The sequence below is a fragment of the Serinicoccus profundi genome (assembly GCF_008001015.1).
GTDB lineage: Bacteria > Actinomycetota > Actinomycetes > Actinomycetales > Dermatophilaceae > Ornithinicoccus > Ornithinicoccus profundi.
The window spans coordinates 2,914,305-2,932,140 of sequence record NZ_CP042862.1 but is presented as its reverse complement, the minus strand read 5'-3'; the positions used below and the strand labels follow the sequence as shown (position 1 = coordinate 2,932,140).

At 68.8% G+C, this 17,836-nt stretch carries 17 protein-coding genes; 16 read left to right on the top strand and 1 reads right to left on the bottom strand.

What is annotated here, in order from left to right; all coding sequences use genetic code 11:
- The first annotated feature begins 41 nt into the window (after positions 1 to 41).
- From FA582_RS13675 to FA582_RS13630, 10 genes are all read left to right on the top strand, one after another.
- Positions 42 to 1,646, top strand: a complete 1,605-nt coding sequence (locus FA582_RS13675; RefSeq protein ID WP_010147297.1) for an ABC transporter substrate-binding protein — start codon at positions 42 to 44, stop codon at positions 1,644 to 1,646.
- Between the two features lie 29 nt (positions 1,647 to 1,675).
- Positions 1,676 to 2,626, top strand: coding sequence for an ABC transporter permease (locus tag FA582_RS13670; RefSeq protein WP_010147296.1), 951 nt, complete (start codon positions 1,676 to 1,678; stop codon positions 2,624 to 2,626).
- Entirely contained in the window at positions 2,623 to 3,510 is an 888-nt protein-coding gene (locus tag FA582_RS13665) for an ABC transporter permease (protein WP_010147295.1), read from the top strand. Before FA582_RS13670 ends, FA582_RS13665 begins: the two co-directional genes overlap by 4 nt.
- A 156-nt stretch (positions 3,511 to 3,666) precedes the next feature.
- The gene (locus tag FA582_RS13660; RefSeq protein WP_029540686.1) at positions 3,667 to 4,002 is read left to right on the top strand and encodes a hypothetical protein; all 336 of its coding nucleotides are present in this window, start codon (positions 3,667 to 3,669) and stop codon (positions 4,000 to 4,002) included.
- 215 nt (positions 4,003 to 4,217) lie between these two features.
- A complete protein-coding gene (locus tag FA582_RS13655) occupies positions 4,218 to 4,595 on the top strand; it encodes a hypothetical protein (RefSeq protein ID WP_010147293.1) in 378 nt (125 codons plus the stop codon).
- Between the two features lie 113 nt (positions 4,596 to 4,708).
- Positions 4,709 to 5,011, top strand: a complete 303-nt coding sequence (locus FA582_RS13650) for a hypothetical protein (protein ID WP_147899845.1) — start codon at positions 4,709 to 4,711, stop codon at positions 5,009 to 5,011.
- A 1,000-nt stretch (positions 5,012 to 6,011) separates the two neighbouring features.
- Positions 6,012 to 6,515 (top strand): hypothetical protein, encoded by a 504-nt coding sequence (locus FA582_RS13645; RefSeq protein WP_141567581.1) that lies wholly within the window; start codon positions 6,012 to 6,014, stop codon positions 6,513 to 6,515.
- Positions 6,516 to 6,792: 277 nt separating this feature from the next.
- The gene (locus tag FA582_RS13640) at positions 6,793 to 7,725 is read left to right on the top strand and encodes a peptidoglycan-binding protein (protein ID WP_158640881.1); all 933 of its coding nucleotides are present in this window, start codon (positions 6,793 to 6,795) and stop codon (positions 7,723 to 7,725) included.
- Between the two features lie 3 nt (positions 7,726 to 7,728).
- On the top strand, positions 7,729 to 8,394 hold the full coding sequence (locus FA582_RS13635; RefSeq protein ID WP_010149346.1) for an ABC transporter ATP-binding protein: 666 nt from the start codon (positions 7,729 to 7,731) through the stop codon (positions 8,392 to 8,394).
- The gene (locus FA582_RS13630; RefSeq protein WP_029541931.1) at positions 8,391 to 9,497 is read left to right on the top strand and encodes an FtsX-like permease family protein; all 1,107 of its coding nucleotides are present in this window, start codon (positions 8,391 to 8,393) and stop codon (positions 9,495 to 9,497) included. The genes FA582_RS13635 and FA582_RS13630 overlap by 4 nt, the downstream gene beginning before the upstream one ends.
- Before the next feature lie 279 nt (positions 9,498 to 9,776).
- Here FA582_RS13630 and FA582_RS13625 read toward each other — a convergent pair whose 3' ends face one another.
- Entirely contained in the window at positions 9,777 to 11,009 is a 1,233-nt protein-coding gene (locus FA582_RS13625) for a DDE-type integrase/transposase/recombinase (RefSeq protein ID WP_237707597.1), read from the bottom strand.
- Positions 11,010 to 11,592: 583 nt separating this feature from the next.
- Between FA582_RS13625 and FA582_RS13615 the strand changes: the two genes are divergently transcribed.
- The 6 genes from FA582_RS13615 (at position 11,593) to pntB (ending at position 17,826) form a co-directional block, all read left to right on the top strand.
- Positions 11,593 to 12,240, top strand: a complete 648-nt coding sequence (locus tag FA582_RS13615) for a hypothetical protein (protein WP_141567779.1) — start codon at positions 11,593 to 11,595, stop codon at positions 12,238 to 12,240.
- A 121-nt stretch (positions 12,241 to 12,361) separates the two neighbouring features.
- Positions 12,362 to 12,526: a hypothetical protein gene (locus FA582_RS16575; protein ID WP_169316076.1), complete on the top strand. Its 165-nt coding sequence runs from the start codon at positions 12,362 to 12,364 to the stop codon at positions 12,524 to 12,526.
- 58 nt (positions 12,527 to 12,584) lie between these two features.
- On the top strand, positions 12,585 to 13,574 hold the full coding sequence (locus tag FA582_RS13610) for an ABC transporter ATP-binding protein (protein WP_337459793.1): 990 nt from the start codon (positions 12,585 to 12,587) through the stop codon (positions 13,572 to 13,574).
- A 247-nt stretch (positions 13,575 to 13,821) separates the two neighbouring features.
- Positions 13,822 to 14,670 carry an ATP-binding cassette domain-containing protein gene (locus FA582_RS13605; RefSeq protein ID WP_010149351.1) on the top strand — a complete coding sequence of 283 codons (849 nt, stop codon included), beginning with the start codon at positions 13,822 to 13,824 and terminating at the stop codon, positions 14,668 to 14,670.
- 184 nt (positions 14,671 to 14,854) lie between these two features.
- Entirely contained in the window at positions 14,855 to 16,426 is a 1,572-nt protein-coding gene (locus FA582_RS13600) for a Re/Si-specific NAD(P)(+) transhydrogenase subunit alpha (RefSeq protein ID WP_010149352.1), read from the top strand.
- A complete protein-coding gene (gene pntB / locus FA582_RS13595; protein WP_010149353.1) occupies positions 16,423 to 17,826 on the top strand; it encodes a Re/Si-specific NAD(P)(+) transhydrogenase subunit beta in 1,404 nt (467 codons plus the stop codon). The genes FA582_RS13600 and pntB overlap by 4 nt, the downstream gene beginning before the upstream one ends.
- Positions 17,827 to 17,836 lie beyond the last annotated feature (10 nt).

Here is a 17,836-nt window from a genome sequence, read left to right as displayed (position 1 = left end):
GGGATTGACGCATCCGCGGGAGCATGGACGATGATGAGGCTATGAGGACGTCGACGAAGACTCGTTCCCTGGCCCTGACCGCTCTGCTGGCCACGACCGTCACGCTGGCCGGCTGCAACGCCGGCGCGAGCACGAGCTCCGGTGGTGGCTCCGGTGAGACCGAGGGGGGAGGGTCCGGCGGCTCCGGCAGTGAGCAGTCGGGGGAGACCCAGGCCGCCCCGGCCCCGGGTGGCTCGGAGGAGACGGTGCGCATCGGCCTCGTCGCCGAGCCGGCCAGCCTCGACTTCACCACCACCGACGGCGCCGCGATCCCGCAGCTGTTGCTGGACAACGTCTACGAGACGCTCGTCACCGTTGACGCCGAGACCGGTGAGATCGTCCCCGCGCTCGCCGAGAGCTGGGAGGTCAGCGAGGACCGACTGACCTACACCTTCACGCTCGAGGAGGGGGTGACCTTCTCCGACGGCTCGGAGTTCACCGCCGAGGACGCAGCCTTCTCCCTGGAGCGCGTCTCCTCCGACGCCTGGACGATCAGCCTCAAGGCGCAGCTCGACGTCGTCGAGTCGGTCGAGGCGGTGGACGACACCACCCTGGAGGTCACGCTGTCGCGGCCCTCGAACTCCTTCCTCTACTCCCTCACCACCCGGGTGGGCGCGATGTTCGACACCGAGGGCGTCGACAACCTCGCCGAGGAGGCGATCGGCACCGGCCCCTACACCTTCGGCACCTGGGACCGCGGCTCGCAGATCACTCTGGAGCGCAACCCCGACTACCACGGGGACGCGCCCTACTTCGCCGCCGTCGAGATGCGCTACTTCCAGGACGCCAACGCGCTCAACAACGCCATGCTCACCGACTCGATCGACGTCGTGTCGACGGTGCAGGCGCCGGAGTCGCTGGCCGAGTTCGAGGGGGGCGACTTCCAGATCGTCGAGGGCACGACCAACGGCGAGGTCGTCCTGTCCATGAACCAGGCCGAGGGCAACCCTCTCGCCGACCCGGCCCTGCGCCAGGCGGTCCGGCACGCCATCGACCACCAGGCCCTCATGGACACCTGCTGGGCCGGGCGCGGTGAGCTCATCGGCTCGATGGTCCCGCCGACCGACCCGTGGTACGAGGACCGCACCGGTGACTACCCCTCCGACCTCGAGCGCGCCCAGGAGCTCATCGCCGAGGCCGGCGCGGAGGGCACCGAGCTGCGCCTGCGCATACCCACGCTGCCGTATGCCGTTTCCTGCGGCACGGTCGTGGAGTCGATGCTCGAGGACGCCGGGTTGGAGGTGAGCATCGACGAGCTGGAGTTCCCCGCCGCGTGGCTGGAGACGGTCTTCACCAACAAGGACTTCGACCTCTCGATCGTCTCGCACGTGGAGCCGCGCGACATGGCCAACGTCTTCGGCAGCCCGGACTACTACACGACCTACGGCACCGAGGAGATCCAGACCCTCTTCGAGGAGGCCGACACCGGCACCGAGGAGGAGCAGACCGCGAAGCTGCAGGAGGCCGCCGCGCTCATCAGTGAGGACGCTGCCGCCGACTTCCTCTTCCTGCTGCCCAACCTCATGGTCGCCGACCCGGACATCACCGGGCTGCCGACCAACGCGATCAAGGAGTCCTTCGACCTCGGCGACCTCGCCCGCGGCTGAGCGGGGAGGCCCCGGCATAGGGTGCTGGCATGCTCTTGCGTCTGCTGCACCGCGCGATGATCTTCGCGCTGAGCGTGCTCGCGGCCTCGGTGCTCGTCTTCGCCTTCATGCGGGTGCTGCCGGGTGACCCGGCGCGTGTCGCCCTGGGGATCAACGCCTCGGACGAGGCGGTCGTGGCGCTGCGCGAGCACTTCGGCCTGGACCGTCCGGTCGTGGTGCAGTACCTCGACTGGGTGCGCGGCATGCTCACCCTCGACCCGGGCATCGAGTTCATCTCCAAGGCCGCCATCGGGCCGCAGATCGCCGACCGGCTCCAGGTCACCCTCATCCTCGTCATCACCGCGATGCTCCTGGCCGTCCTCGTGGCCGTGCCCGTCGGCATCTGGATGGCCGTGCGGCACCGTCACGTCGACGGCGTGGTGATGTCGGCGGTCTCGCAGGTGGGCGTGGCGATCCCCGCCTTCCTCGCGGGCATCGTGCTCATCTCGGTCTTCGCCGTGCGGCTGCGCTGGGTGCCCAGCGGGGGATGGGCGGTGCCGGCGCAGGACCCGGTCGGCTTCCTGCAGCGGCTCGCACTGCCGGCGATCTCGCTCGCCGGGGTGCAGGCCGCCGTGCTCGCGAGGTATGTCCGCTCGGCCGTCCTCGACGTGCTGCGCGAGGACTACCTGCGCACCGCCCGGGCCAAGGGGCTACGGCCGGTGCAGGCGCTGTGGCGGCACGGGCTGCGCAACGCCGCCGTGCCGGTGGTCACCGTGCTCGGGCTGCAGCTCGCGACGCTGCTCGTCGGTGCCGTCGTCATCGAGCGGGTCTTCGTCATCCCGGGCCTGGGGTCGCTGCTGCTCGACTCGGTCGCCCAGCGTGAGCTGCTCACCGTGCAGACGGTGGTCATGGTGCTCGTCGTCGCGACCCTGCTCATCACCTTCCTCGTCGACGCGCTCTATCTGGTCATCGACCCGCGGCTGCGGACGGGGTCGCGATGAGCGAGATCCAGGGCGCCCCCGCGCAGGGCCTCGAGGACACCGGGCAGGCGGCCGCAGGTGGGTCGTCGGGGCGCCGGCTCAACCCCTCGTTGCTCATCGGCGGAGCGATCGTCGCGGTCGTCGTCGCGCTGGCGCTGCTCTCCTACGTCTGGACGCCCTACCAACCCATGCGCGTCCTGCCGGTCGAGCCCTACCAGACGCCGAACGCCGAGCACTGGCTCGGCACCGACCGGTTGCGGCGTGACGTGCTCACCCAGATCCTCGTCGGGGCGCGCACGACCCTGTATGTCGGTTTCGTCGCCGTGGGCGTCGCGGCGGTCGTCGGTGTGCCGATGGGGATCCTGGCCGCGATGTCTCCTGGCTGGCTGGGGCAGCTGGTGATGCGCAGCAACGACGTGCTCCTGGCGTTTCCGGCCCTGCTGCTGGCGATCATGTTCGCCGCGCTCTACGGCGGCTCGACCCGGGTGGCGATGATCGCGATCGGGATCGCGACGATCCCGGCCTTTGCGCGGATCACCCGCTCCGGGGCGTTGTCGGTGATGAAGACCGAGTATGTCCTCGCCGCCCGGGCCGCGGGGCGCTCGCCGCTCGGGATCGCGGTGCGCCACGTCATGCCCAACGTCGCCGGGCTGGTCATCGTGCAGGCCTCGGTCTCCTTCGCCATCGCGATCCTTGCGGAGGCGGCGCTCGCCTACCTGGGCCTGGGGACGCCGACCGGTCAGGCGAGCTGGGGCCGCATGCTCTACGAGGCGCAGACCACCCTGCGCTCCGCGCCGCACCTGGCGCTCATCCCGGGGGCCGCCATCGCCCTGTCGGTGCTGGGCTTCAATCTCTTCGGCGACGGCCTGCGGGACTGGCTCGACCCCAAGCTGGAAGGGCGATGAAGGGCGTCTGACAGTCCAGCGGGCGTTCCCATTCCCATTAGTTGGTCAAGACTTGGCAAAGGTTCTCTCACATGGTTGACAGATCGCTGCAAGGGGGGGGGGTATCGTCATAGTTCCGGGGAATACATCCCGCCGATCCACACAGGGGAGAGAACGATGAAGAAGTCCATTAGGAGCATCGTTGCCGGTGCTGCGGCCATCTTGATAGCGGGATCCACCGCTGGCCCCGCGTTCGCGGTGGTCCGCGACTCGGGCTGGTTCTACGACAGCTCGTGCAACTCCTGGACAGACCCGTGGACTCACGCACGCTGGCAGGGCAAGGGGGAGATCATGGGGCCAGGAAGTAGCCAGTACCTCATCGTCTCGTACAGTTCCAGTTGGCGGCAGCACAATGTCAAGGGCATGGCCGCCGGAGGTTACTGGGCCGCCACGGGCAGTGTGAACCTGGATAAGACTGGAACCTACGCGTTCTGTGGTGATGGTTCCCCGTGATGCCCCGAGCGATGCGTTGGTCCCGCCTCGCAAAAACGCCCATCGGTGTGGTCCGTCTTTGTGCGGTCATCTGCGGAGCGGTGATTCTCTGTTCGTGCAACGACTCATCGCAGGAAAGGCACGACGCCAGACTCACCGCGGCGCCGACGGATCTGGACGACCTCTCCGTGGATGCGTCTCGTGAGCTGCGTGGTGCCGCCGCGAGAGCGGCACAGATGCAGTTGCAGGCCTGTCTCGAAGAGCGAGGCTTCCCGTCGCAAATGACCGACGACGGTATGCTGCAGGTGGACGTCGGTGGGCAGCACGAAGCCTACGAGCGGGCGTCGGTGGAGTGTGACGAGGTGGTCGACTATGGGGCGGCGGCTGCCCCACTGTCTGAGGCAGAAATTAGGTGGGTATACGACGAGAACGTCAAAGCCTTTGACTGTTTGGTGGCCGAGGGGTTCACGCCAGAAGAACCGGTGAGTTTCGAAGTATTCCTGGCGGATTACCGAGAGGGTCGGCCGCCATGGACCCCGTTCATCACCGCGGAGAGCAATGCGCCCATCATGACGCAGGAGTGCCAAGAGCCGTCGATCAATCTGGAAGAGTAGGCATCGATGCGAGATGGTGGTGGGCGCCAGGGCTACGAGAGCAGCGAAGGGCGACGCTCCAACTCCGCAGCCCGTCAAATCGGTGCGGCGTCCTGGTGTGGCAGGATCGGTGAATGAACAGGGATTCGGGGACTGCATCGCGCGGGCTGGGCGTGGTGCTCGTGGTCCTGCTGCTGGTGGCGGGGGTCGGTGCGGCCTCGTGGTGGGCGGCGCGGACGACGTTGCCGGCTGAGCCTGCCGCCGACGGCGCTTTGGGGCAGGCTGATGCGGCCGTGTGGGGTGAGGTGACGCAGGGGTCGGTGGGGCGCTCTTTGCCGTTGTCGGTGACGTTGCGGCAGCCGGCGGTCCCGGTGGCGGCGAACGGGTTGTCCGGGGTGGTGACTTCGATCTCGCCGGTGATAACTGAACGACGCTGATGGATGATCAGTTGCCCCCGTGGCGGTCCCGACAAACGGTCGCCATCCTCGCATTCGGAGCCTTAGTGGTTAGTCTGGGTTCCTGTTCGTCGGTCGACGGGCGCTCCGCTCCGGCGTCAGGCGCAGCGTCTTCGGCCCCTGACCTAGTGAGTGGCTCGGGCGAGGTGTTCGCAGGAAGCCCTCGCGACTATCAAACCAAGTTAGCCGACTGCCTCGCTAATCTCGGCTTCCCAAGTGAAGTAGTGGTGACCGAGTATGGTGATCTGGGTGTCAGTAGTTCTGGGGTGGACCAGAGTACGATGAGCGACTATCTCAAGGCAGACAGCACGTGCACGGAGAGACTGCCTGCCCCTCCGGAGCCTCAGTCTGACGCGGATCTCGATCAATACTATAAGGCGTGGTCATCTCAGCACGCCTGCTTGACGCAGGCTGGGTACGACATCCCTGGACTTCCCACGTTGCAGACCTTCGTGGCCACGTATCGGAGCGGTAATCTCTTGTCGTCTCCCGTGGGTTTCGTTGAACCGTCTCGTCAGCGTAAGGCCGCCCAGGACTGCCCTCCAAACAACGAGAACTGGTGGTAGGCGTCCATTTTCAATCCTTCACGATTACCACAGAAAGGTTAACCATGAAAATCGGGAGAACTAGCGCGGGAGTCTGCCTGCTAGGGATGGCCCTGTCGGCGATCCTCGCAGTCAGCCCGGCATTGGCATACGAGACGAAGCATATCGGAGGGAGCGTCAGTGGGTGCGGAGGGTATTCAGCACCTTATGCAGGGGCCTATGCCACCGGTGCGATGATTCACAAGGCACCCGGGGGTAAGACGCACCGCTACACCAATCTGGGATGGGCGACGAGGGGATATTGCGGGCCCGGAGGTTCGTGGTCAGTAGACGCCAATTCATCTTCGGGGTACATCGAAACCACTCGAAGCGGCGGATACTGTCGTAATCCTTGACAGGTGACTATTTTTCGGAGTTTCCGGGCAAGCCTCGCATCGGTGCTGCACATCGCCCTCCTCGCTGCTTGCTCCGGTGGTGGAGAGGACGCCCGGTCCGAGGCGAAAGTCCGACGCAGTTTTGAGATATTCGACCAGCAGGTGCGCGCCTACTACCAGCAGCAGGCTGAGTGTTTCAATGAGTCGGGCTTTCCGACGACTGTTGAACGTGATGGCAGTATCGCGATCAGCGGGCTTGACTCTGAGCGCGATCAAGAAGTTATTGCCATGTGCGACAGGCGGTCAGGGGAGCATCCTGATATGCCACTTCCGAGTAAGGAGGGGCTCAAGCAATTGTATCAGCGCCTGCTGGACGTCAAAGAATGCCTGCAGTCACACGACCTGCCTGCGACGCCTGAACCAAGTGAAGAGGTTTTCGTCGAGTCCTATCTGGCAAGTCTCAGTGGTGGGACGGACAGTGCCCCGTGGCATCCGTACGTCGCTTTAGCTGGACCGGAGGTGGAGCAATGTCCAGCGCCATCCTTGGGGGACATCTACCTTGACTGACTCGCGAGAGTGGGTGATGACGGCTGGGGCTTCGTGGACGGCATGTACAAGACGCGACGACGTCCCTGTCGTCGTGTGGCAGGATCGGTGAATGAACAGGGATTCGGGGACTGCATCGCGCGGGATGGGCGTGGTTCTCTTTGTGTTGCTGCTGGTGGTGGGGGTCGGTGCTGCCTCGTGGTGGGCGGGGCGGACGACGTTGCCGGCTGAGCCTGCCGCCGACGGCGCTTCGGAGCAGGCTGATGCGGCCGTGTGGGGTGAGGTGACGCAGGGGTCGGTGGGGCGCTCTTTGCCGTTGTCGGTGACGTTGCGGCAGCCGGCGGTCCCGGTGGCGGCGAACGGGTTGTCCGGGGTGGTGACTTCGATCTCGCCGGGGGAGGTCGACTCCGGTGACGTGGTCTACGTGGTGGGGCGTACTCCGGTGCGGGTGGTGGAGTCCGAGCGGCCTTTCTGGCGTGACCTCCAGAAAGATCTCGAGGGCGATGACGTGGCGGTCCTGCAGGAGCTGCTCATCGCTGAGGGGTTGCTCGAGGGCGAAGCGGATGGTGACTTCGGGGCGGGCACCGAGCGCGCGGTCAAGGCCTGGCAGAAGGCCCAGGGTCTGCCTCAGACCGGGACCCTGATGCTGGGGGAGCTGGTGGGCGTGGCTTCCCTGCCGACGGTGGTCACTCTCGGGGAGACGATCACGGTGGGGAGTCGTGTCGGCGGGGGCGAGGAAGGGGTGTTGGCGCCGACGGGTGAGCGGGAGTTCGTGCTCGTCGTGACGGCCGAGCAGGCGCGGCTGATCCCGGCGGAGGCGACGGTGGAGATCACGTTCGAGGAGCAGCGGTGGACGGGGGTGATCGCCGGGTCGCGGGTGGATGAGACGGGCTCGACCGAGTTCGAGCTGACCGCGCCCGACGGTGGGCCGGTGTGCGGTCAGGACTGCGGCGTGCTGCCGGGGGATGAGCAGGTCACGCTGCGCTCGGAGGTCGTCATCACGCCCCGGGTCGAAGGTTCTGGTGTCCCGGCGGCGGCGGTGCGCACCCGGGCCGACGGCACGGCATACCTGGTCACCAGAGAAGGGGAGGTGGACGTCGAGGTGATCGGCTCGGGTCAGGGGGTCGCGATCGTCGAGGGGGACGGCATCGAGCCTGGTATTTCCGTCCTGGTCACCGGCGAGCCAGCTGAGGTCCCGGGCGAAGACGCGGGCACCACTGAGGGTGACTGAGCAGTGCTGGCGGTGAAGGACCTGTCGTTTGCCTACCGGAGAGGCGCGGAGGAGTTGTTCAGCGGGCTTTGCCACACCTTCACCCCGGGTGCGGTGACCGCTGTCACCGGGCCGTCGGGGCGGGGCAAGTCCACCCTGCTCTACGTCCTCGGTCTCATGCTGACGCCCACCCAGGGGCAGGTGATGCTGGCTGGAGACCCGGTCTCCAGCGCCGCTGACGCGACCCGGGCGAGGGTGCGGGCGCGGCGCATCGGGTTCGTCTTCCAGGACGCGTCGCTCGACCCGACCCGAACGGTGATCGACTCGGTGATCGAACCGGCGCTGTATGCCGGGTGGTCGCTGCGCCAGGCCCGTGCCCGCGGCGTCGAATTGCTGGAGCAGATGGGGGTCGGCGCCAGGGCGGAGCACCGACCGGGGGAGATCTCCGGCGGACAGGCCCAGCGGGTCGCGGTGTGTCGCGCGTTGGTCACCGACCCCTCGGTGGTGCTGGCGGACGAACCGACGGGCAACCTGGACCGTGACAACGCGCTCGGTGTCCTGGCGGCGCTGTCCGCCGTTGCCGCGGGAGCCGGCCAGGAAGGGCGCGGCGACGGCATACCTCGGACCGTGGTGATCGCCACCCACGACCCCTTCGTGCTCGAGCACGCGGACGAGGTGCTCGCGCTGTGAGGCCGTGGTTGGTGCTGCGGGAGGCCGCGGCGACGGCGTGGGCCGCCAAGGTGCCCTCGGCGCTCGTGCTGCTGCTGGTCGCCGTGATGTGCGCGGCGACGATCGCCACGGTAGGGCGAACTGCCGCGGCCGAGCAGCAGCTCGTCGACCGGCTGGACGAGGCCGGGTCGCGGGTGCTGTCCGTCGCGGACGCCCGGGGCGCGGGACTGCTGCCACCGACCGTGGTGGACCAGGCGAGAAGCCTGTCGACGGTCGAGCGGGGGATCGGGGCGCTCATCCCGGTCGATGTCGTCAACGGGGTCATCGGGCAGGGCGGCACCCGGGTGCCCGCCTGGGGCATGCACGGAGACCTGAGTGCTGTCGCCGAGCTCACCGGCGGACGATGGCCCGGCCCGGGTGAGGCCATCGTCACCGGGACGGCGATGGAGCAACTCGGGATGGAGGATCCGGTCGGATGGCTCGCCCTGGCCTCGACCACGGTCGTGGACGACTGGTCGGTCGTGGGCTCCTTCACCCCGCGCGAGCCCTTCGACGACTACGCCACCGGGGTGCTGTACGTCGCGCCGGCGGACCAGCCGCTGGACACGTTGCACGTCGTGCTCGCCGACGCCTCGGCCGCGCAGACGACGCAGTCGCAGGTCGTCGCGCTGGTCTCGCCGCCCACCCCGGACGCGCTCACCGTGACCTCCCCGGTGTCGCTGGCCGAACTGCAGGCCCAGGTCACCGGCGACCTCGCAGCCTTCGGGGCCACGCTGCTGCTGGGGGTGCTGGGCGGCGGTGCGCTGCTCGTGGCGATCGTCGTGCTGGCCGACGTGCTGGTGCGGCGCAAGGACCTCGGCCGACGGCGTGCGCTGGGTGCCACCAGGGTCACCATCGTCGGTCTCGTGGTCGGGCGCACCCTGCTGCCCGCCCTGCTCGGGGCGGGGCTCGGCGTCGGCGCAGGGTTGTTCGCGGTGTCGCGCATCGGAACCGGAGTCGCACCGCCGCCCGACTTCAGCATCGCCACCGCCACCCTGGCCCTGGTCGCCGCTGTGATCGCCGCTGTCCCGCCCGCCGTGTATGCCGCCACCCGCGACCCCGTCCGCGTGCTGAGGACTCCATGACGGGCGGCTCGCGGGTGACTGATCGCGCAACCGTGACGACAGGACAACGGAGAGGAACCCTTCAACGCTTGTCGTTGTCGTGGTCGCCAGGATGTATGCCCTGGCACGACGTGAAACACGGTCAAAGCATTCGCCCAGTCGGTGCGTTGGCGCCAGAATCGCGGGCTCTCGACATGGATTTGGGTGAGGGGCAATGAGGTGGGGCGTAGTGCCTCATGTCAAGGTGCCCGCGAAACGGGCCCGTGCCTCAACTAGGAACTGCCCGCGAAAGTAGGGGGGTCAGCTGGCTTGGACGCGGATGCCGCGACGGATGTCGGGAAGTGCTGAGGGGAAGCTGGCGAGGTAGAGCTGCTCGGTCTTGTCCTTGGCCAGGACGAGGAGGCGGGACTGGAGGTCGGCGATCCGGCGGGCGAGGTCGGCAGGGTTGAGCGTGTCGCGGTAGGCGATCAGCTCTGCCTCTTGCTGAGCGCTGAGGACCTTGGCGCCCAGGAGCCGCTCCAGGGGGGTGGCCGGCTGGTCGTAGAGGCGGGTGCGGTGTCCGTGGCGGTCGGTGCCGTACCCGGTCGGCTTCTTGGTCGGGGTGAGGAAGTTGAGGCGGTCGTTGACCAGCGGCCACAGCCGGCCGAGCACGGCACGCTCGGCGTCGGTGTCGTAGCGGTAGTAGAAGGCGTACCGGCGGACCAGGTGGTTGTTCTTGGACTCGATCGTGGCCTGGTCGTTCTTCTTGTACGGCCGGGAGCGGGTGAAGAAGATCTGCCGGTCGGCGGCCCAGTCGATGACGGCGTGGTTGAGGAACTCGCTGCCGTTATCGAAGTCCAGACCGCTGACCGCGAACGGGATCGCCTCCACGCTGGCCCTCAGCGCGCCCAAGATGTGGGTGTGGGCGTTGTTGCGCACCGTGGTGGTGAACACCCACCCGGTGTGTACGCAGGTCAGGTTCACGGTGCGCGCGAACTCACCCTTCAGCGTCGGTCCGCAGTGCGCGACCGTGTCACCCTCGAAGAACCCCGGTTCGGTCTCGACCTCGTCCCCGGCCCGGCGGACCGTGATCGAGGACCGCAGCAACGGCGAAGGCTTGGTCGTGGAGGTGCCGCGCAGCTGATCGGTGGCCTTGGCCGGGGCCAGGTACCTGTCGATCGTGGCCGCGGACATCGCCAGCAGCTCGGCCCGCACACCCGCGCTGTACCGGCCCTGCGGGTCCAACCGCCCGGGCCCGTCGAGGGCGAGCTCGCCATGACGTTCCAGGGCATCGAGCTGGGTCCGCATCGAGGCGGCCAGGTACTTCCCGCACTGCCCGCCCGAGGCCGCCCAGACCCGCTGCAGCACTCTCGTGGCGTCGTAGGAGAACTTCGCCGCCCGCGGTTTGCGTGGCCGTGCGGCTACCCGCCGACCCGACCCCGGCGGCGACTTCGCCGCCGCCCTCAACCGGCGTCGGGCGTTGTCCCGCGACCAGCCCGTCACCGAGACCACCTCGTCCAGGATCTGGCCACGCACCTTCTTCCCAGCGCTCACGTACGCCCTGGCGTACCTCGTCGTCACCTCGGCACGAGACCTCATCGACAGCCCACCGTCCATGTCCCAGGGCGCCCCCAACCAGCCACCGATTCGCGGGCATTCCTACGTGAGGCACCGACCCGCTTTCGCGGGCACTTCAGGTGAGTCTCGTCGTGGGGTTGACGGCTACCGCCGGGCCGGGTAGCGTCTATAGATCCAGCACGAGAGATGTCGGCTTGACGATAAGGGGAAAGAACATGAAGGGAAAGCACGTTCGGGGACGGCCATAGTGTGCGCAGTTTTCCTGTGTCTCAGTGCCACGCCAGCGCACGCCAACACTGAGTACACTGGATCCCAGTTTTGCTCCACGAGTCAGAATGCGGCCATTCAGGGCTACCACCAAGGATATCAAAATCACCGTATCTACGATTTTCAGGGGGGAGTGGTCAAGTTTAGACAACTCCCCTATTTCAACAGTTGCGCTATTTACAGGGCGACGAGCAAGGCGGGGCTAGCCGAATCGCATAGGATGGGAAGCGCTTCGAGATATGCCTCTACGCGACTGCAAGCAGTTGGCGCATTCTGCACTTCCTATTAGTCCATGACTTCCAGCGAGCGGGGCAGGTGGGCAGTGACAGGCTCAAAGATGCGCCTACCAACTTCGGTTGTGGTGGCTGGCTGCGTTGCGACGGGTGGCTGCGTCGCAGGCGGCGCCCAAGGTTCTGGTGGGTCGAACGTCAGCCCAGATCAGAACCGGGAAGAAGAACTAAGCGAATACGCCCGTGTGCTCGGTATTGACGATCCACCGGCCGTCGAGGTGGTTCGTGAGGTGTCCCCGGAGGATCAGGTCGACGCTATCCGAGAGTGCATGGGCGAGTCTGGTTTCGCAGTGTCGGACCCGCAGTCCGCAGATTTGGAGTGGGATGTGCCGCAGGGGCAGGACGAAGCGTTCTCGCTGGCAATTTATGTCTGCAACGCTCGCTATCCCATCGCGCAAGAATACCGGGCGCCTTTGGATGCCGATGGGCGCGGGGGGCTGTACGACCACTGGGTGAGCGAGACGATCCCTTGCCTGGAGTCCCTGGGCTACTCGGTCGATGTGCCCCCCTCTCGGGATTCCTTCATGGCTGGAGCGGTGTGGGATCCCCGAGCCTCGACCATGGAACAGGTCATGGCCGACGTCAGCCAGGGACGGTGGGCCAGCGAGGACAGCGTCTATGGGCAGGAGTGCCCCACGGAGCCTGGGTAATTCCTGGGGTGAGCAGGGCCGCGGCGTGCTGGTCGGCTCCCACTGGCGTGGGTCGATCGTCGAAGATGCCCCGTCGCCTTCGGGGCTTGCGTGGTTGCCGGTGTCTCGTCATGCTGCCGGTATGACCACGCCCGAGGACCTCGCCGAACAGGCTGGGCGAGCGGAGCGGTTCCAAAGGCTCAAGGAGCAGATTGGCGCGACTGACCCGCACGACCGCGCTCGGTGGGAAGGCGAGGCGTCTGCTGGGGAGCATGCCGAGCTCAGCGATGCGGCCGGGCGTGGCTGATCACGTAGCGGTGCCAGCGGCATCGATCACCTCAGGTGGCGACGCCACCGTGCTGGCCGTGGACGGTCTCGACGTCCGTGCCGACGCCGGGCAGACTGCGTTGCTGCAGGATGTGACCTTCTCGATCGGCCGCGGCGAGCGCGTCGGTCTCATCGGGGAGTCCGGGTCGGGCAAGTCCCTCACCGCGCTGGCGGTGATGGGCCTGCTCGGGGAGGGGCTGCAGGTCAGCGGTGACGTCAGGCTCTCCGGGCGGACCCCGGCGGAACGCAACCTGCTGGAGGTCGGCGAGCGTGAGCTGGCGCGGCTTCGCGGCGACTCGATGTCGATGGTGTTCCAGGAGCCGATGACCGCGCTCAACCCCACGATGAGGGTGGGTGCCCAGGTCGCTGAGGTGATGCGGATCCACGGCACGCGCGACAAGGCGGGCGCGCGGGCGCGCGCGGTCGAGCTGCTCGACCAGGTCGGCCTGCCCGACCCCGAGCACCTGGCCCGGTCCTACCCGCACGAGCTGTCCGGCGGGCAGCGGCAGCGCGTCGTCCTCGCGATCGCGCTGGCCAACGACCCGGCGCTGCTCATCTGCGACGAGCCCACCACGGCCCTCGACGTCACCGTGCAGGCGACCGTGCTCGATCTCGTCGTCCGTGGCGTCGAGGAGCGGGACGCCGCGCTGCTCTTCATCACCCACGACCTCGCCGTCGTCGCGACCGTGTGCGAGCGGGTGCTCGTGATGTACGGCGGCCGCATCGTCGAGGCCGGACCGGTCGGCGAGGTCTTCGCCGACCCGCGCCACCGGTATACCCAAGGTCTCATCGGCGCCTCCGACCTCGCCGGCGAGCAGGGCCGGCGGGAGCGGGCGGCCCTGCCGACGATCCCCGGGACCGTGCCGCCGGCCGGGCGTTTCCCCGACGGGTGCGTCTTCCGGAGCCGGTGCGCGCACGCCACCGACACCTGCGCCCAGCTGCCGCCGTGGACTCCCCGCGGGGACCACCCGGCGGGGCGGCGAGCCTCCGGCTACGCCTGCCACCACCCCGCGGGAGAGGCCTCATGATGGTGCCGACCTCCACCCCACCCTCCCACCGAGCGCCGCACATGGTTGTGCTGCGCCCCACCGAGCGTCGCACATGGTTGCGCACCACCCCACCGAGCGTCGCAGATGGTTGCTTTTCCTCCCCACCGAGCGTCGCACATGGTTGCGCACCACCCCACCGAGCGTCGCAGATGGTTGCTTTCCTCCCCACCGAGCGTCGCAGATGGTTGTGCTCCACCCGCCCGAGCCTCGCGAGGGGTGAGCTTTCGTGACTGAGACCCCAGCCATCGAGCTGCGTGAGGTATGCCGTGACTTCCGGCGCCCGCGCACGTCCCTGCGGGAGGCGCCGCCGGTCGTGCGCGCGGTGCGGGACGTGTCGCTGACCATCGGCCGGGGGGAGCGCTTCGGGATCGTCGGGGAGTCGGGGTCGGGGAAGTCGACCTTGCTGCGCCTCATCTGCGGTCTGGACCGGCCCACGTCCGGCGAGGTGCTCGTGGAGGGTCGTTCGGTCGGTGACCAACCGGCCCGTCGCCTGGGCTGGCTGCGCACGACGCTGCAGCTCGTCTTCCAGGACCCCATGAGCAGCCTGGACCCGCGGATGCGGGTGCGCGACATCATCGCCGAGCCCCTCGTATCCCAGGGCATCGGCGGTGACCACGCGGCCCGGGTCGCCGGGCTGCTCGAGCAGGTCGGGCTCGACCCCGACGCGGCCCGGCGCTACCCCCACCAGTTCTCCGGCGGGCAGCGGCAGCGGATCTCGGTCGCCCGCGCGCTGGCCCCGGACCCGGACATCCTCGTCATGGACGAGCCCGTCTCGGCGCTCGACGTCTCCGTGCGCGCGCAGGTCCTCAACCTCATCGACGAGATCGTCAACGGGCTCGACCTCACGCTCGTCTTCGTCAGCCACGACCTGTCGGTGGTGCGCCACGTGTGCGACCGGGTCGCGGTGATGCAGGCCGGCGAGGTCGTCGAGGTCGGCCCGACCGAGCGCCTCTTCGCCGAGCCGGAGCACGCGTATACCCGGTCGTTGGTCGCCGCGATCCCCGACCTTCAGGCCGCGCTCGCCGGGAGGAGCGCGCAGGAGCTGGCCAGGGCCGTCCAGGAGCGGGACGCCTGACCGTCGCCCCCCATCGTCGCCGCACTCCCGGCGTGGTGTGTGGTGGGCACGGGTCGTCAGGGCGACCCACCGCCACCACGCAGGTCACCCCGGAGAGGCTCCCGGCGGGTCCGGCGCACGACTGTCGGACCCCCGGGCTAGTCTCGACAGCGCTCCACCACACTCGACGAGGAGAGGGGGCGGCGTGCTGATCGGCATACCCCGCGAGCCGCGGGAGACCCAGGCGATCGTCGCTGCCACCCCGGCCACCGTGACGGCGCTGCGCAAGCGTGGCCACGAGGTGGTCGTCGAGCACGGCGCGGGGGAGCGGGCGAGCTACCCCGACGTGGCGTATGCCGAGGCCGGAGCCCGCCTCGCCGCCACCACAGACGTACTGGCCGCCGACCTCGTGCTCATGGTCGACGCGCCGACGCCCGAGACGGTCGCGACCCTCCCGCCCGGCGCCGCGGTCGCCGCGCTCCTGGCACCGGCCCGCTCGCCGCAGCTGGTGGATCAGCTGGCCGCCCGTGGCGTCACCGCGCTGTCGATGGACGCCGTGCCGCGCATCTCACGGGCGCAGAGCCTCGACGTGCTCAGCTCGATGGCCAACCTGGCGGGCTACCGCGCCGTCATCGAGGCCGCCCATGACTACGGCGGCATGCTCGCCGGTCAGGTCACTGCTGCCGGCACCACCCCGCCGGCCACGGTCTTCGTCGTCGGCGCCGGGGTCGCGGGGCTCGCGGCCATCGGGGCGGCGCAGTCGCTGGGGGCGCAGGTGCGCACCTTCGACGTGCGCCCGGAGGTCGCGGAGCAGGTCGAGTCGATGGGTGCGACCTTCGTCAGCCTCGACCTCGAGGTGAGCAGCGGCCGCTCCGACGGGTATGCCGGTGAGCTCACCGAGGACGCCGAGCGCGCCACCTCCGAGCTCTACGCGCAGGAGGCGATGACGGCCGACATCGTCATCACCACCGCTCTCATCCCGGGTCGGCCCGCCCCCCGGATCCTCGACGCGGGGACGGTCGCCGCGATGCGGCCCGGCTCGGTCGTCGTCGACCTCGCAGCAGCCAACGGCGGCAACGTCGAGGGGACGGTCGCCGACCAGCGGGTCGTCACCGACGGTGGGGTGACCCTCATCGGCTACTCCGACCTCGCCGGGCGGATGCCGACGCAGGCCAGTCAACTCTACGGCACCAACATGGTCAACCTTGTCGCGTTGTTGGACAAGGGCGGCGACGGCAACGGCGATCTCGTCCTCGACCTGGACGACCAGGTGGTGCGGGCGATGACCGTCGCGCACCAGGGGCAGGTGCTGTGGCCACCGCCGCAGATCTCGGTGCGCGCCGCGCCGACGCCGACCGGGGACGAGGTCGGTGGCGGGACCGCCGCGGCCCCGGCGTCACGGCATACCCCGGAGGTCCGCGCGCGTGACCCCCGTCGGCGCCGCGCGGTGCTGCTCACCCTCGCGGTGCTCGCCGCGCTGGGGGCAGCCTTCGCCCCGGAGGAGCTGCGGATGCACCTCACCGTCTTCGCGCTGTCGGTCATCGCCGGCTACTACGTCGTCTCGCACGTGACCCACGCACTGCACACCCCGCTCATGTCGGTGACCAACGCGATCAGCGGGATCATCTGCGTCGGCGCGATCCTGCAGGTCGGCAGCAGCAGCACCTGGGTCACGGCGCTCGCCCTGGTGGGCATCACCGTGGCCTCGATCAACATCTTCGGCGGCTTCACCGTGACCCACCGGATGCTCGGGATGTTCCGGAAAGCCGAGTCGTGACGCTGACCTCGGCCGTCGACGCGGCATACCTCGTCGCGGCCCTGCTCTTCCTGGGCGCGCTGGCGGGGCTGTCCCGGCACGAGTCCGCGCGGCGCGGCAACCTCCTCGGGATCGGCGGCATGGCTCTCGCGCTCGTCGCCACCGTGGTGCTCGCGGTCAGCACCGCCGAACGGGGTGCGCTGACGACCTTGCTGCTCATCGCGGCGGCGATGTCGCTCGGTGCGGGCATCGGGATCTGGCGGGCGCGGGTCGTGGCCATGACCGGTATGCCGGAGCTCGTCGCGATCCTGCACAGCTTCGTCGGGGTGGCGGCTGTCCTCGTCGGCATCAACACCTACCTCGGGGAGGGGCCCACCGGCGCGGCCGGGGTGAGTCAGCGTGTCGAGATCGCCGCCGGCGTCTTCATCGGGGCCGTGACCTTCACCGGGTCGGTCGTGGCCTGGGCCAAGCTCTCCGCCCGGATGAAGAGCGCCCCGCTCATGCTCCCGCGGAGGCACCTGCTCAACCTCGTCGTCGTGCTGGCCGGCCTCGTGGTGTCCGTCTGGTTCGTCGCGGCCCCCGGCCTGGTGCCGCTGCTCATCCTCACCGGGCTGGCGCTGGCGCTGGGGGCGCACCTCGTCGCCTCGATCGGCGGCGGCGACATGCCGGTCGTCGTCTCGATGCTCAACTCCTACAGCGGGTGGGCCGCGGCCGCGGCGGGCTTCATGCTCGGCAACGACCTGCTCATCATCACCGGCGCCCTCGTCGGCAGCTCCGGCGCGATCCTGTCCTGGATCATGTGCACGGCGATGAACCGCTCCTTCGTCTCCGTCATCGCCGGCGGTTTCGGTGCCGATCCGGTGGTCGGTGCCGACGGCGGTGAGGAGCAGGGCACGCACCGTGAGGTCGGCGCGGAGGGGGTGGCCGAGATGCTGCGCCAGGCGCGCTCCGTCGTCATCACGCCTGGCTACGGCATGGCGGTCGCGCACGCGCAGCACCCGGTCGCCCGCCTCGTCGAGCGCCCGGGTGAGCTGGGGGTCTCCGTGCGCTTCGGCATACACCCCGTGGCCGGCCGGTTGCCGGGGCACATGAACGTCCTGCTCGCCGAGGCGCGGGTGCCCTACGACATCGTGCTCGGCATGGACGAGGTCAACGGCGACCTCGCCGGCACCGACGTCGTGCTCGTCATCGGCGCCAACGACACCGTCAACCCCGCGGCGATCGAACAGCCGGGCAGCCCGATCGCGGGTATGCCTGTCCTCCAGGTGTGGGAGGCGCGTGAGGTCGTGGTCTTCAAGCGCTCGATGGCGCCAGGCTACGCCGGCGTCCAGAACCCGCTCTTCTTCCGGGACAACACCCAGATGATCTTCGGCGACGCCAAGGCCAAGGTCGAGGAGATCCTCACCGCGCTGGGCACGTGACAGGCTGAGC

Bases quoted from the DNA above. Each gene is read 5' to 3' on its own strand.
- FA582_RS13675 (WP_010147297.1), top strand. From the start codon at position 42: ATGAGGACGTCGACGAAGACTCGTTCCCTGGCCCTGACCGCTCTGCTG.
- FA582_RS13660 (WP_029540686.1), top strand. From the start codon at position 3,667: ATGAAGAAGTCCATTAGGAGCATCGTTGCCGGTGCTGCGGCCATCTTG.
- FA582_RS13665 (WP_010147295.1), top strand. From the start codon at position 2,623: ATGAGCGAGATCCAGGGCGCCCCCGCGCAGGGCCTCGAGGACACCGGG.
- FA582_RS13655 (WP_010147293.1), top strand. From the start codon at position 4,218: ATGCAGTTGCAGGCCTGTCTCGAAGAGCGAGGCTTCCCGTCGCAAATG.
- FA582_RS13615 (WP_141567779.1), top strand. From the start codon at position 11,593: ATGACTTCCAGCGAGCGGGGCAGGTGGGCAGTGACAGGCTCAAAGATG.
- FA582_RS13670 (WP_010147296.1), top strand. From the start codon at position 1,676: ATGCTCTTGCGTCTGCTGCACCGCGCGATGATCTTCGCGCTGAGCGTG.
- FA582_RS16575 (WP_169316076.1), top strand. From the start codon at position 12,362: ATGACCACGCCCGAGGACCTCGCCGAACAGGCTGGGCGAGCGGAGCGG.
- FA582_RS13650 (WP_147899845.1), top strand. From the start codon at position 4,709: ATGAACAGGGATTCGGGGACTGCATCGCGCGGGCTGGGCGTGGTGCTC.